Genomic DNA, 13,392 nt, shown 5'->3' on the forward strand with positions numbered 1-13,392 from the left:
ATTCCAACCTCATTTCAGACGCTTTTCGGCGCTTTCCCCGGTTTTCTGATGACGTTTGTTTCGCATCCCAAAACCTGCAAAAACCTCGGAAAAACAAGGCTCAAAACAATGCTTGCAAAGTGCACGGATGTTCACTATTCTATAGTTCGTCATTGAGGGAATATTACCGAGACAGCGCAGGGTCGCTGCCGGCCGCGACAGCCGTTGACGTCGCCTCTTTCGCTCGCATTCTAGAGCCGCTTTCGCTGTCTAATTCTCCATCGACCCGACCCCCTTGCGCCGAAGGTAGGTAACTATGTCGTCCACGTATTCTCCTCCTCCATCGATGTCGCAGGAGTCCGCCATTGGGCTCGTGCGTCAGCGTTGTCAGTTGCGCCGCTGCGCCGCTTGCGTCACGCGGCGCGTTTGCACCCTTTCTCTGGAGCGGACCGGAGAGGAGGCGTGCGAAGTCGCATGTGCCGGCGACTTCTGCGCCGCCGCGACCGAGTCGGAACTTGTCCAACTTTAGTGAACCGGGGAGGAAGAACATGGATAAATATCTTGTCGTCACCTACACCAGGTACGCCTCCGAAATGCCGGTCGCCATCTATCGCGCCGAGTCGTTGGAAGAGGCGCATGGTTTTATCGTCGAGTTTGAAAAGCGTTCGCTGCCGCTGGCGACCGAGATCGTCCTTGATCGAACCGGCGCGGAGAGCGGCGATCAGCATTCGGCGGCGTGAGCAAGTGAAAAACTAGCCCGAGGCGCGAGCCGAGGGAATGCGTAGGAAAATGTCGAATGACGAAACCAGAATGACGAGCTCTTCGACATTCGTCATTATATATGTGATCGCATTCCCTCGGCTCGCGCCTCGGGCTAGTGTTGGCGTTGACGAGTTCTTTCGTTAGGCGTTCGATTTCCCGGGAAATCTCCATTTGGCGTTTGGGAACGGCGAAAACGGCGTGATAGAATGACGGCGTTCTATCGTATCGCGTTGGGGAGGATGACGATGATGGTTCGCTACTGCGCTGCGGTTCTCTTGGCGACGTTGATTTGTGGGCAAGCGGTTCGAGCGCAAAATGCCGATCCGTCGCCAGACCTGGCGGCCGAGTTGCAAGCGACGATTGACGCCTATGCCGAGGACTACAACGCCGGCGCCATCGACAAGGTGATGAGCCACTGGGCGGAGAACTCTGACTTCGTCGACATCCACGGAGAGTTTCATGAGGGCCGCGATTTGATCTCGGCCCTTTTTCGTCGCGGCTTCGCCGACAATCCTGGCCGCAAGATTTCATTTACGCCAACGGCTCGTAAGTTTCTCTCGCCGGTGGTCGCCATGGACGATGGCATCTTGACGCTCACCTCCGCCGATGGAACCAGCACGCATCAAGGGCGTTATACCGTCGTCTGGATGAAAGAGGAGGGCAAATGGCTCATTCGAAGCGCTCGCGATATTCCGATTGAAACGCCAGCCGAGGAAGAACCCGTCGAAGCGGAAACGCCGCCGCTGGAAGAGCTTGCCTGGCTGGTCGGCAAATGGGAGGCGAAGTCGGACGCGTTTCAAATCGCCCTGGAGACGAAATGGGACTTGGACAACAGCTTCCTGGTGCAGAACTTTGACGTCACCGTCGGCGAGACGAAGTTTCGCGTCGTGAAGTATATCGCCTATGATCCGCTCGAAGGACGATTCCGGATGTGGTTCTTCGACAGCAGCGGCGGTTTTGGCGGCGGCGCGTGGACCCGCCGCGACAATCAGTTCAAAGCGACGATCGTTTCGGTCTTGCCCGACGGCCAGGTCGGCTCGTCGGTGATGACTTGGGAACAACTGGACGACGATACGATGCAATGGCAGGCGATCGAGCGGGAAGTGGGGGGCGCGTCGTTGCCGGACGTTGCGCTGAAGTACGTCCGGGTCCAATGATCGAGGAGAGAATCATGCGTCATACTATGTTGATCGCCAGTGTGTTGCTGTTCTGCGTGCCAGTCGTCGCGTTGGCGATTCCGCCGCGGGACAAAGGGAATCAAAAAGGAAAGCCGGCGACTCCTTCCGTTAATTCAAGTTCCAAATCGAAGCCCGATCGTTTGACGGCGCCGCCAATCGGCACGCCGTCTCTCAGTCCGGCGAAAAGTAGCGGCCAAAAGCGACCCTCCCTCTCCTCGGGCGGCGCTTCGAGTTGGACTCCGCCCAAAGGTAACGTCAGTCGCAAGCCGGTTTCGATGTTGCCGAGCCAGGCTCCTTCAACGCAAACGTCGCGACCCTCTCTCTCGTCGGGAGTGACGGCGATCAAGAAGCCGCCGCTCGTTTCGACGCAGCCGGTCTTTCCTTCGCGACCACCGGTCGGAACGACGAATCCTTCACGACCTTCTAAGCCGGCGATTCCGACCACGCCGAACCTGCCGAATCGTCCTTCTTTGGGACAGACGCCGAGCGGCAGTAAGAAGCCGATTGTCAATGTTCCGTCGCAGTCAGGCGGGGGCGGCATGCCGTCTAGCCGACCAACCTACAGCTTTTCGAAAGGGAACTACGGGTCTTCTCGACCCATCAATACGCGCCCCGACGTCGTGCAAAGTCGGCCCGACGTCAACATTCTGCGGCCGCAAGTCAACAACACGACGGTCCAGCAGTCCAACACGATCAATCAGAACTTCATCACGCGGAACGTGACGAACAACAACATTACCAACAATACGGTCGTCAACAATACGACGATCGATCGGTCTCGCAACAACTACGACTATTCCGATAACCGCTATTCAAACAACTACGGCCGCGGCGGCTATCGCAACGATGGCTACCGCGATCCGTATCGCCAACTGCACTATCATTGGCAGCCGTCGACCTGGGCCGGTTCGTATCGGCCGGCCTATTCCTACACGTACTCCAACTATTCCACCGGCGGGGCCAGTTGGATGACGATCAGCGGAACCGGGCCGATGTTCGTCAATCCGTACTTCGTCCGGCCGACGACCAGCACGGTGATTTTCGACTACTCGCGGCCAATTGTGTTGCGGCGACCTGACTATGCCGATTCGACGGCCGATTTGATCCGCTCGGAACAAGCGATCAAGCGGTTTGACGAGGCTCGCCTCCTCTTCCGTCGCGGACAATACGCCGCCGCAAACGTCCTGATCGACGACGCGATTCGGCTCCTCCCTGACGATCCGACGCTGCACCAGTTCCGGGCGCTCGTTTTGTTCGCACGGGGCGAATATCACGAAGCAGCGGAGGTCCTGTACTCGGTCCTCGCCGTCAGCCAGGGTTGGGACGGAGCGACGGTCGCCAAGCTTTACGACTCGGTCGACCTCTACTTCCTGCAGTCGCAAAGCTTGGAACAGGCGCTCTTCGACAACAAAGAAGACTACGCGCTCCGCTTCCTGTTGGCGTACCACTACGTGCTGCAGGGGAACTTTCACGATGCGAAGGGGCTGTTGACCACCCTCTACGTCGCGAATCCCAACGACGAAGTGGTCAAAAACTTCCTGCTCGCAGTTCGCAATTCCTAGCGGGATTGCGAGACTAAGGGGTACGTGACGACGCCGGGTTCCAGGGCGTAACGTCCCATAATTGCGTCGTTGCACTCGGTGCAGACGAAACCTCGTTCTTGGCCGTCGTGCGTGCCGCGATGCGCATGTTCAACGACGCAGTCGGCCAGGTCGATAATTTCGCGCACGGCAAGCAGGTCGAGAAAGCAGTCGAAATAGACCCATTCTCGGCAATTTTGCGACCAAGCCGCGCCGCGATACGTTTCGCGAATGTCGCTGGCCAGAATCGCCTCTTCCAGAGGACGGAGATGCTCGCAGGTCATCGTTAAAAACGATCTTCGAAGGTTGGAATGGAGAGGAAGGGAGAAGTTGTGATTATGCGATTCTCGCATGAAGTGAAAAGGGTACGAACGCCAGCTTCACACGACCTGAACATTCGCCGATAGCCGCAACTTTGACACGTTGCCGGCGCTCGTCTATTCTCCAGACAATGCTTTGACGATTCCATCACCCTGCAGAGTTCCTTCCAATGAAACGCCCCCTCGCGATTGTTGTTTCGCTCTCTCTCTTTAGTTTCGTGCTAGCGAACGAACCGGCGCCCCCGAAGACGCAGCAATTGCAGCCGACGAAGCTGATTTCCGCCGAGAAATTCGCAGATCAGTCCGCGTTCGGCGTCAAAGGAAAGCCCGGCGCCAATGGTTGGCGAGCCGGCATCGGCGAGTGGACGATCGTCGACGGCGCCGCCTACGAAAAATCGGAACGGCCGAGCGAAAAACGCCCGAACGGTCACGAAGCGGTCTGCGAGGTAGTGACCGATCTGGGGGATCTGGTCCTAACCGGCGAGTTCAAACTGGGTGATTCGCCGCAGGTTGGTTTTGTCTGCCGCGACACGAACCAGCCGAACCATCATCTCGGCCGCGTCGTCATCACCCCCAAGGCGATCTGGATTCAAAAGATGAGCGGCATCGCCAAGGAGACTCGCCGCGAAGAACTGACCCGCGTCGCCGCCGAGATCGATCCGAAGGCCTGGCACACCGTCACCGTGGAAGTGAGCGGCGACCGCTGGATCGCCCGGATCGACGACATCACCCTCGAAGCGCAGCACGAGCGGTTCGCCGATCGCAAAGGTCGCGTCGGGATGGTCGCTCGGGGCGACGGCGCCCAGTTCCGCAACTTGGCGCTGTGGGATGCGAAACAGCCCGAGGCCGCGAAATAGGTCTTCGCGCTTCCCAGGTAAGGAACAGCCTCATGGGAGAATACGCCGACAAACCTTGGTACCAGCAGCGCGTCGCCCAATGGATCGAGCGCTGCGGCGCGGTTCCTCCGCCGTGGGTTTATGCCGAACACTCTCATCCGTGCAGCATCCGCTGGCGGATGGGAGACGGAGAGACCCACTGCATGGTCTTTGGCGAGTGGTTCCACTCGAATTGCCCTACCGAAGCGGATCGAATTCTTTCGCCGTTGGCCTGCGCCTCCGCGCTGGATGGCGATCATGGCCGATTGGATCTGGGATCTGGAACCATGCGAAGGAGACGAGGATTTCGACTATACTCCTTACTTCCAAAAACTAACCGAACTGGACTTCGCCAGCGCAGACGATTACCAGCGCGACCTGGACGATGAAAAGTGGTTGGAATTGGACGGCTAGGACCGCTGTGGCCTGTCGGAATTTATCGCGTTAGTACAGGGTCTTTTTGCATGGCGATGATTGTTTGCCCCGGGTGTCACGAAGAGGTCGACGGAAACCTGGACGCTTGTCCGCAGTGCGGGCTTTCGTTTCTGGTCTCGTCCGAGGCGGTCGTTGGCAATTCGCAGATACGTGAGATCGCGATCGGGCAGAAGTGGGTGATCTATTCGCTGTTGGCGAATATCCTCACCCTGTTCGCAACCCTCGGCATGCAAGGCGCTGATGTCCCTCCCGCCGCGCGAATGGCGATCTGGATGCCGGTGGTCGTGCTGCAGCTATTCAGCCTCTGCAAGCTAACGGTCGCTTTGCGGATGCACCCCATTTCGATCGTACTGAGCTGCGTCGCGCTTGTCTTTCCTTGCATTTCGTTGATCGTGCTGTTGGTGATCAACCAAAAGGGAATCAAAGAGCTCGAAAAGGCGGGCGTAAAGATTGGGTTCATGGGGGCGAAAATGGATACTTTGCCCCCGGTCGAGTCGTAGCGAAGCGAGGGGAAGTCGCGCCAGCTATTTCCGACTACTATAGAAACACATGATTGCAGATCCCGCCCTGGAGAACCCCATGCCGAAGTCTTCGCTTTCCCTCGTCGCGTTAATCCTGTTCTCCGCGATGGTCGCCACAGCGAACGCCGCTGAAGTGAAAGCAGTAACGATCGGCCTGATCGGCGACTCGACCGTCGCGACCACCTACGGTTGGGGCCCCGGCTTCAGCAAGAAAGTAACCAGCGATACGAAGGTCCTCAACTTCGCCAAGAACGGGGCGACGCTTGACTCCCTCTCCAATAAGCTTGACGAACTGCTGAAGCAGAAGCCCGACTACGTGTTGGTGCAGTTCGGCCACAACGACCAGAAGCGTTACGGCACGAAGGAATACGGCGAAAAGCTGAAGTCGTACGTCGATCGGATCAAAGCGGCTGGCGGCAAGCCGGTGATCGTCAGCTCGGTGACGCGGCGCAACTTCGGCCCCGATGGCAAGATCCAGCCGCGTCCGGCCGGCGATGTGCTGAAAGAGCCTCTCTACGACTATGCGAAAAAGGCGGGCGAAGTCGCCAAACAGGAAGGGGTTCCGTTCCTCGATCTCTACACGATCAGCGTCGCCCACCACAACAAGATCGGCCCGGCCGAAACGGCGACCTACGACTTCAACGAAACCGACAAGACCCACTTCAGCCCGAAGGGAACCGACGCGACCGCCGAGCTGGTGGTGACGGAGTTGAAGGTGGTGGTTCCGGAATTGGCCGGGCATCTGCAATAGACTGAAACCGGCGAAGTCGCACTTGGCGCGGTGCGTTACTTCTTCGGCAAGTGGCGAAAAAGCCGAATCCGTCCGTAGTTCGGGCGGTAGATAGTGTATCTGTGGGGTGGCAGATTGGGCGAATCGCCCAAATTATCGCCGCGTCGGAACGTAACCTTTGGCCATTTCGGGTCATACGTTTAAACTGAAGGTCTCCCCTTCGCCCGCAGGCATTTCTCTTTCCTCGCCCCCAAAATGCGGCACTTATGATGCAGTCACGTCTTCTCCGCTGCTTGATCGCTGGCTCTCTGACGATGTGCGTTACGTCGGTTCGCGCCGAGTCGCCGGCTACGTTTCAGCCCAACCAAGAGGCGTTCCAGCAGAACGCCGTCGGGTTCCTGAAGCAGCACTGCGTCCGCTGCCATGGGCCGGAAGAAGCGGAGGGAGAGTTCCGCGTCGATACGCAGCTGACTGCCGCGTTTGATGATCTGACGACCAGCGGCAAATGGCGGGAAGTGGTCAACGTCCTGAACAGCCACTCGATGCCGCCGGAAGAAGAGCCGCAGCCGAAGGGAGAAGAGGTCGCCAAGATTGTCGACTGGATCACCGCCGAAATGATTCGGGCCGAAGAGGTGAAACGGGACTCGGTGATCATCCTGCGGCGTATGAACCGCGACGAGTATCACAACACGATCCGCGACCTGATCGGCATCGACTACGACACCTCTCACTTTCCGCAAGATCCGCCGACCGGCGGTTTTGACAACAACGGCGGCGCCCTGACGATTTCGCCGCTGCACATGGAGCAGTATTACGACGCGGCGCAGGAGATCTTGGACGAAGCGCTGGTCGAAGGGGAGCAGCCGCCGGCGATTCAGTGGCGCTTCCAGCCCGAGTCGGGGCACTCCGACAGTAACCGCGTCGAGTACGACAAGCAGCGGCTGATCGTCAACAGCGGCAAGAACCGGGAAGATGGCGAAACGATTGTGATGCACCACAATTCGTGGGATCGCACCTTCAACGTCCGCGACTTCGCCGTGAAGAACCCCGGCAAGTACGTCGTCCGGGTCCGAGTCGGCGGCCGCGTGCCGAGCCGCGAAGAGGTGGTCAAATCGGCGACCGGCTTCCTGCAAAAACGTTTGGACGAAGCGCTCGCCAAGAACCCCGATCAGGAGAAGTGGAAGCGACCGGAGTTCGAACGTGGCGTTGAGCATTTCCAAACCTATCCCGACTACGACTACGGCCGACCTCGCTTGAAAGTGACGCAGCACTTGGGTGGTCAACCGCGAGTGATCGCCGAGTTCGACGTCGACGCCGATCTGCCGGAGTTTCAAACGATCGAGATCGAAACCGACTTCTCGACCGAGAAGGCCGGTCTGACGATCGAATACGCCTACGACATTCCGCGCGAGCTCGAAAACTTCTGGATGCAGGGGCACGATGAGTTCGCCCGGCCGGAAGCGGCCATCGATTGGATGGAGCTGGAAGGCCCGGTCTATCCGCAGTGGCCGACGGCGTCGCATGTTCGACTACTCCCCGATTCGTCGCTGCGGGAAAGCGATCCCCGCGAATATGCCCGCGGCGTGATCACCACCTTTTTGCAGCGGGCCTACCGCCGGCCTGCCGATCCAGCCGAAATTGAAAAGAAGCTCGCCCTGTTCGATCAGGCGTACGAGCAAACCAAGTCGATCGACCTGGCGATTCGGACGCCGCTGACCGCGATCATGATTTCGCCCCACTTCCTCTACCTGGCTGAACCGACCGCCAGCGACGAGAAGGCGACGCCGCTCGACGACTATCAGTTGGCGTCGCGGCTCTCCTACTTCCTCTGGAGCAGCATGCCGGATGACGAACTCTTCCGCGCGGCGACCGCCGGCAAACTGCGCGATCCGAAAGAGCTCGATCGCCAGATCGACCGAATGCTGGCCGATCCGAAGTCGGAGGCGCTGGTCAAAAACTTCGCCGGCCAATGGCTGAGCTTGCGGGAAGTGGGCGCCAATCCGCCGGCCGCCGAACTGTTCCGCCGTTACGATCGCCACCTCGAAACGTCGATCATCGCCGAGTCGCTCGGCTTCTTCCGCGAAGTGCTGCAGAACGACCTGAGCGTCGCCAACTTTATCGATTCCGACTTTGTCGTGATCAACGAACGTTTGGCTCGTTTTTACGGGATCGACGGCGTCGAAGGCGATGAGCTGCGGCGCGTCGACTTGCCGGAAGGAGTTCATCGCGGCGGCGTGTTGACCCAAGCGTCGATGCTCTCGATCACTTCCAATGGGACGCGCACGTCGCCGGTCAAACGAGGCGTCTGGATCTTGAAGAACATCCTGGGAACCGATCCCGGCTTGCCGGTCGCCAACGTCGGCGAAATCGCGCCGAAGGTGCCCGGCATCGACAAAGCGACCGTTCGCCAACGTTTGGAGATTCACCGCGAGCTGGCGCAGTGCGCTCGCTGCCACAACAAGATCGACCCGCTTGGTTTCGCCCTGGAAAACTTCGACGGCTCCGGCGATTGGCGCGAGCGGGAAGGGCACGGGTATCAGGGACGGATCGGACCGAATGACCCGTTGATTGACGCCTCGGCGACGTTGCCGGACGGTACCAAGATTGATGGAATTGAATCGCTGCAAGCGGCGCTGCTGGAGAACCAGGACCTGTTTCTCCGCTGCTTGTCCGAAAAAATGTTCACCTACGCGCTGGGACGCGAAATGAGTATCGTCGATCGCCCGCAAATTGACGAAGCGGTCGCCGCAATGAAGTCGAGCGACAAGTCGCTGCGTTCGCTGATTCACGCGGTCGTTCACTCTCCCAGCTTTCAATCGAAATAGCCTCAATCACCCCGATCCACTCGCGACAAGCGAAAGGTAGAAGATGTCGAAATTGATTTCACGACGGATGGCGCTGCGTGGGCTGGGTGTGAGCTTGAGCCTGCCGCTGCTCGACGCGATGATTCCGCGATTGGCCGCCGCTCCGTCGCAGTTCAAGCCGCTGGATAAATCGCTGGTGAAGCAGCCGCGGATGATCTGCTGCTACATCCCGAACGGCGTGAACATTCTGGAATGGGTTCCGGAAACGGCCGGCGCCGACTACAAGCTTTCGCCGACGCTCGAAACGCTTTCGGCGCACAAGAATGACTTCACCGTCTTGACCGGCATGGGGCATCCCAACTCCAAAGGAGGTCATAGCGGCGCCGATACCTGGTTGACCGGGGCTGATCTCAGTGCGACGCCGGGGAGCGACTACACCAATTGGGTTTCGGCCGACCAGATCGCCGCCGAGCATCACGGCAAAGAGACCCGCTTCGGTTCGCTCCAGTTGTCCGATAGCAGTGGAACCGGTTCGGCCGGCCACTCGCACACGCTGTCGTTCAACCGCCGCGGCACTCCGGTACCGGCCGAGAACTCGCCGAAGCGTCTGTTCGAACGCCTCTTCGTGCCCGACAGCGAAGGAGATCGCGCCGCGACGCTCAAACGTTACGCCGAACAGAAGTCGATCCTCGACAGCGTGCTGGATGAAGCGAAGTCGCTCCACAAGAAGCTCGGTAAGAAGGATCAGCAGAAGCTCGATCAATATCTCGGCAGCGTCCGAGAAACGGAACAGCGCGTCGAACGCTTAGAAGCGTGGATCGACGTGCCGAAGCCGGAGATCGATGCGAAGTTCCTGCAACTTGCCAGCAAGTCAGGGGACGCGCATGATCGACCGATGTGGATCGACGTGATGATGGAACTCTCCTATCTCGCGTTTCTCACCGACACCACTCGCGTGATTACCTACGAATGGTCGCGCGAAGCAGGCGGCTACGGCGGCGGTGGCGAAAACCACCACGAACTTTCGCACCACGGCGGCGACGCGGGGATGCTGAAGAAGCTGGGCGTGATCGATCGCTTCCACCTGACGCGGCTGTCGCGGTTCCTCGACTTCCTGAAGGAGACGGAAGATGGCGAGGGGAACATGCTCGACCACACCATGGTCTTGTACGGCAGCGGGATGAACTCCGGCAAAGGGGGCGAGCACTCGCCGAAGAATCTGCCGCTGCTATTGGCCGGCGGACATTCGCTTGGTTTCAAACATGGCCAGCATCTCGCCCACGACGAGAACAATCATCCTCCGCTCAGCAACTTGCTGCTGACGATGATTCAAAAGATGGGGGTCGAAACCGACAGCTTCAGCGACTCGACCGGGACCATGTTCTCGTAAGCGTCCGCAAGCGACTACTTCTGATACCCTTCAATCACATCGGCGATCAACTTCTGGCATTCTTCCTCGTTATGAAAGACTGCGAGGCCGCCGTTGAGATAGGCGGCGGTAAGCTCCATTCGCGCTTTTTCGAGATCGCCGGTCTTATAAAAGACCTGGCCGCGGCGGAGGCGAATCGTGGGACTGGAGGCGCCGCCGGGACAGAAGAGAACGTCGTCGAGCGCGGCCTTCGCTTTCTCGTAATTTTCCAGGTAGTAGAAGCAATCGGCCAAGCCGCTCAGCGCCTGGGTCGATTCGGCGTAGTTGCGCTGCGGCTGGGGAATGAGCTCAAACGCCTCCTGAAACAGCAGACGCGCACGATGATAGTCGCCGGCGTTGAAATAGGTTTCGCCGTCTCCCATCGCGTTCTGAAACAGGTGTTGCCAGGGTTTCATCCATTTTCCCTAGGGTCGCGGATCGATAAGCGCTCGTCTGACATCGGCGCTTGGCCATGTCGGACGTGATCATTGGAAGAGATTTTCCCGGGGGAATGCCCAAATTGTAGCGTAGTCGACCCGAACCACAACGCGTGCGCGAAATCCGCAAATGGTGGGGAATGCGCCTCTCCGTAGCCGTTACAGACCGACCGCTTTGAGCAGCACGGCGATATTTCCGGCTGTAACGATGCCAGTCGGCATTTCCGATGGGCGGCCGTGCGGCGTCAGGATGATGGCTCGCAACGGACGGCCGGCGTGGAAATGTTTCTCTAGCCGATTGAACGCGTCGGTCACCGTCGCGCGATGATCGGCGAACTCATGCTGATTCGGATCGGACTGGTACTGCAGAATATTGGCGACCGATTCTTCCTCGACCAGGCCGACGCCGGTCGCGAGCCGCGCGGCGAGCCAACGGGTCAGCGTTTGCGCCGTCAGCAGCCCGACGCAGGTCTGCTCTTCGTAAACCGGCAGTTGGCGTACATCGTGCTGGTGCATCGTCTGCGCGACGGCGCCGATTGGATCGGAAGGGCGACAGCAGTAGACCACTTTATGAAACAGCGAGTGGAGCGTCGCCGGCTTTAGCAGCGCGTCCCGAATCCGTTCGATCTTTTGCAGACTCAGTTCGCTCGGCAGCGCTAGCGGGGCGTGCTCTCGATAGCGATGGACGATAAAGTTGCGCAGCTCCGCCAACTGACGCAAGTCGGAGCTGAGCCGATGGACCAGCGCGTTGCCGTGCCCCGCTTCGTGCAGCATGTCGGAAAAGGTGCGATGCTCCGCCGCTCCGACCAACTGCCGCAAATGCTGTTCGATCGAGTTAAACGCGGAGATGAAGCGGTCGGTATCGCGATCCATTTCACCCTTTCGTAGCGGAGTGGCCGAGAAGGAGGCGGAAGAGCAGGTGACGTCACCACGTCATGATCGCATCTGGCGGGCCGCTTTGCATCCGCCGAACTGCCGTTTTTAGAAAACGGAGTCTACGGCTTGGCGATCCAGTTCTTCAGCAGCGATCCGTCGCTGATCTTCCAGAGGCGAACTTCGCCGGCGAAATCGCCGCTAACCAGGAGCAGAGAATCGGCGTTTTCCGCTTTGGCGCCATGCAGCGCGGCGGAGAGGACCCAGTCTCCGTGCCCTTCGTATTGCTGGGCCACTTTGTTCTCTTTCAAGTCGATGCGGCGGAGACGCTTGTCGGCGCCAGCGACGAAGAGATCGTCGCCGGAGCGGAGGAGCGTTTGTCCTTCGGCGCCAACGCCGATTTCGGCGATCTTTTTCGCTTCGGCGATTTGCCAGCGGTGGACCTTGTTGTCGGCGCCAACCGAGACCAGCTGCTGATTGTCTGGCAAAATGCTGACGCCGCGGACGGCGGCATTGTGACCGGGGTAGCTCGCCAAGACGTCGCCGGTTTCGGCATCATACGCCTTCGCCGTTTTGTCGAGACTCGCCGACGCCAAGACCTTGCCGTCGTCGCTCCACGCGACTGCCGTCACCCAGTCGGCGTGACTGGCGATGGTACGGACTTCGGCGAGCGACTGCGTGTCGATAATCCGGATCGAACTGTCGGTCAGGGCGACGGCCAGTTGTGCAGTGCCAGGGCGAAACGCCAGATCGAGCGCCACGTCGTCCGACCTCGAAACGACTCCCTTCAGTTCGCCGGTTGCGAACTGCAGCAGACGGACTTCGCCGTTACGGCCTGGCTCGCCGCAGGCGACCGCCAGCGTTGCGCCATCGGACGAGAACGCAAGGGCATAAGTCCGTTCGCCGATGTTCGGAATTCGCCGGACCAGATTCGGCGTTTCCGCTTCCCAGACGGTCAGCTCATGATAGCCGCCGGCGATCACGTGTTTTCCATCCGGAGAAAAGGTGACCGCGGTGATCGGCACGGCGTGGCTGTACGACTGCGGCGGAGCGGCGTAGGTGGACGGGGGAATGACGAGGTGAAGCGCTTGGCCAGGATTGTCGCCGTCGAACTTCGCCCCTTCGGCGATCCACTTCTTGACCAGGGCGATTTGCGCGGCGGCGAGCGGTTCGCTTTCGGCCGGCATTCGTTCCGACTCGTCGGTGCACTGAAGCCGCCGCAGCAGTTCGCTCGACTCCTCCGGCTTCGCAGCGATCGGCGTTTCGCCCGAGTCCCCGGGCTTGAACACTTGCTCATAGGTGTCGACGCGATAGCCACCTTCCGCCTTCTTCGCTCCGTGGCATGCCTGGCAGCTATCTAGAAGGATGGGCGCGACGTCGCGACGAAAGCTGGCCGCAGGCTCCTGGGCGATTGCCGGACTGGTAACCAGACAAAGAAGCGACAACGTGATGCAAGTGCGGAAGATCATGATGGCTTGGTAGGTGTGGTG

At 59.5% G+C, this 13,392-nt stretch carries 14 protein-coding genes; 10 read left to right on the plus strand and 4 right to left on the minus strand.

The genetic code is table 11. From position 1 onward, the window contains the following. The first annotated feature begins 295 nt into the window (after positions 1–295). From LOC68_RS09920 to LOC68_RS09935, 4 genes are all read left to right on the plus strand, one after another. Positions 296–508 (plus strand): hypothetical protein, encoded by a 213-nt coding sequence (locus LOC68_RS09920; RefSeq protein WP_230218167.1) that lies wholly within the window; start codon positions 296–298, stop codon positions 506–508. A gap of 19 nt (positions 509–527) precedes the next feature. Further along, complete coding sequence (locus tag LOC68_RS09925) at positions 528–719, plus strand: hypothetical protein (protein ID WP_230218168.1); 192 nt, start codon at positions 528–530, stop codon at positions 717–719. Positions 720–986: 267 nt separating this feature from the next. Continuing rightward, a complete protein-coding gene (locus LOC68_RS09930; protein ID WP_230218169.1) occupies positions 987–1,898 on the plus strand; it encodes a YybH family protein in 912 nt (303 codons plus the stop codon). A 14-nt stretch (positions 1,899–1,912) separates the two neighbouring features. Beyond that, positions 1,913–3,481, plus strand: coding sequence for a tetratricopeptide repeat protein (locus LOC68_RS09935; protein WP_230218170.1), 1,569 nt, complete (start codon positions 1,913–1,915; stop codon positions 3,479–3,481). On the opposite strand, the gene LOC68_RS09940 is transcribed toward LOC68_RS09935, so the two are convergent. Continuing rightward, positions 3,478–3,783 carry a hypothetical protein gene (locus LOC68_RS09940; RefSeq protein ID WP_230218171.1) on the minus strand — a complete coding sequence of 102 codons (306 nt, stop codon included), beginning with the start codon at positions 3,781–3,783 and terminating at the stop codon, positions 3,478–3,480. The two genes, LOC68_RS09935 and LOC68_RS09940, sit on opposite strands and share 4 nt — an antisense overlap. A 206-nt stretch (positions 3,784–3,989) precedes the next feature. Here LOC68_RS09940 and LOC68_RS09945 point away from each other — a divergent pair, with 206 nt between their 5' ends. The 6 genes from LOC68_RS09945 (at position 3,990) to LOC68_RS09970 (ending at position 10,574) form a co-directional block, all read left to right on the plus strand. After that, entirely contained in the window at positions 3,990–4,676 is a 687-nt protein-coding gene (locus LOC68_RS09945) for a family 16 glycoside hydrolase (RefSeq protein ID WP_230218172.1), read from the plus strand. 276 nt (positions 4,677–4,952) lie between these two features. Continuing rightward, the gene (locus LOC68_RS09950; RefSeq protein ID WP_230218173.1) at positions 4,953–5,108 is read left to right on the plus strand and encodes a hypothetical protein; all 156 of its coding nucleotides are present in this window, start codon (positions 4,953–4,955) and stop codon (positions 5,106–5,108) included. A 50-nt stretch (positions 5,109–5,158) separates the two neighbouring features. Continuing rightward, a complete protein-coding gene (locus LOC68_RS09955; RefSeq protein WP_230218174.1) occupies positions 5,159–5,629 on the plus strand; it encodes a hypothetical protein in 471 nt (156 codons plus the stop codon). A 79-nt stretch (positions 5,630–5,708) separates the two neighbouring features. After that, positions 5,709–6,401: a rhamnogalacturonan acetylesterase gene (locus tag LOC68_RS09960; protein WP_230218175.1), complete on the plus strand. Its 693-nt coding sequence runs from the start codon at positions 5,709–5,711 to the stop codon at positions 6,399–6,401. A 245-nt stretch (positions 6,402–6,646) separates the two neighbouring features. Beyond that, positions 6,647–9,205, plus strand: coding sequence for a DUF1592 domain-containing protein (locus LOC68_RS09965; RefSeq protein WP_230218177.1), 2,559 nt, complete (start codon positions 6,647–6,649; stop codon positions 9,203–9,205). Between the two features lie 43 nt (positions 9,206–9,248). Beyond that, complete coding sequence (locus tag LOC68_RS09970) at positions 9,249–10,574, plus strand: DUF1552 domain-containing protein (RefSeq protein WP_230218179.1); 1,326 nt, start codon at positions 9,249–9,251, stop codon at positions 10,572–10,574. A gap of 14 nt (positions 10,575–10,588) precedes the next feature. Here the strand turns inward: LOC68_RS09970 and LOC68_RS09975 are convergent, their stop codons facing one another. From LOC68_RS09975 to LOC68_RS09985, 3 genes are all read right to left on the minus strand, one after another. Beyond that, the gene (locus LOC68_RS09975; RefSeq protein ID WP_230218181.1) at positions 10,589–11,008 is read right to left on the minus strand and encodes a tetratricopeptide repeat protein; all 420 of its coding nucleotides are present in this window, start codon (positions 11,006–11,008) and stop codon (positions 10,589–10,591) included. Positions 11,009–11,188: 180 nt separating this feature from the next. Continuing rightward, positions 11,189–11,902, minus strand: a complete 714-nt coding sequence (locus LOC68_RS09980; protein WP_230218182.1) for a CBS domain-containing protein — start codon at positions 11,900–11,902, stop codon at positions 11,189–11,191. Between the two features lie 122 nt (positions 11,903–12,024). Beyond that, a complete protein-coding gene (locus tag LOC68_RS09985; protein WP_230218183.1) occupies positions 12,025–13,371 on the minus strand; it encodes a c-type cytochrome domain-containing protein in 1,347 nt (448 codons plus the stop codon). Positions 13,372–13,392 lie beyond the last annotated feature (21 nt).

This window comes from Blastopirellula sediminis (genome assembly GCF_020966755.1).
Lineage (GTDB): Bacteria > Planctomycetota > Planctomycetia > Pirellulales > Pirellulaceae > Blastopirellula > Blastopirellula sediminis.

Bases quoted from the DNA above. Each gene is read 5' to 3' on its own strand.
- LOC68_RS09965 (WP_230218177.1), top strand. From the start codon at position 6,647: ATGATGCAGTCACGTCTTCTCCGCTGCTTGATCGCTGGCTCTCTGACG.
- LOC68_RS09930 (WP_230218169.1), top strand. From the start codon at position 987: ATGATGGTTCGCTACTGCGCTGCGGTTCTCTTGGCGACGTTGATTTGT.
- LOC68_RS09920 (WP_230218167.1), top strand. From the start codon at position 296: ATGTCGTCCACGTATTCTCCTCCTCCATCGATGTCGCAGGAGTCCGCC.
- LOC68_RS09980 (WP_230218182.1), bottom strand. From the start codon at position 11,902: ATGGATCGCGATACCGACCGCTTCATCTCCGCGTTTAACTCGATCGAA.
- LOC68_RS09935 (WP_230218170.1), top strand. From the start codon at position 1,913: ATGCGTCATACTATGTTGATCGCCAGTGTGTTGCTGTTCTGCGTGCCA.
- LOC68_RS09925 (WP_230218168.1), top strand. From the start codon at position 528: ATGGATAAATATCTTGTCGTCACCTACACCAGGTACGCCTCCGAAATG.
- LOC68_RS09985 (WP_230218183.1), bottom strand. From the start codon at position 13,371: ATGATCTTCCGCACTTGCATCACGTTGTCGCTTCTTTGTCTGGTTACC.
- LOC68_RS09960 (WP_230218175.1), top strand. From the start codon at position 5,709: ATGCCGAAGTCTTCGCTTTCCCTCGTCGCGTTAATCCTGTTCTCCGCG.
- LOC68_RS09940 (WP_230218171.1), bottom strand. From the start codon at position 3,783: ATGACCTGCGAGCATCTCCGTCCTCTGGAAGAGGCGATTCTGGCCAGC.
- LOC68_RS09945 (WP_230218172.1), top strand. From the start codon at position 3,990: ATGAAACGCCCCCTCGCGATTGTTGTTTCGCTCTCTCTCTTTAGTTTC.
- LOC68_RS09970 (WP_230218179.1), top strand. From the start codon at position 9,249: ATGTCGAAATTGATTTCACGACGGATGGCGCTGCGTGGGCTGGGTGTG.
- LOC68_RS09950 (WP_230218173.1), top strand. From the start codon at position 4,953: ATGGCCGATTGGATCTGGGATCTGGAACCATGCGAAGGAGACGAGGAT.
- LOC68_RS09975 (WP_230218181.1), bottom strand. From the start codon at position 11,008: ATGAAACCCTGGCAACACCTGTTTCAGAACGCGATGGGAGACGGCGAA.
- LOC68_RS09955 (WP_230218174.1), top strand. From the start codon at position 5,159: ATGGCGATGATTGTTTGCCCCGGGTGTCACGAAGAGGTCGACGGAAAC.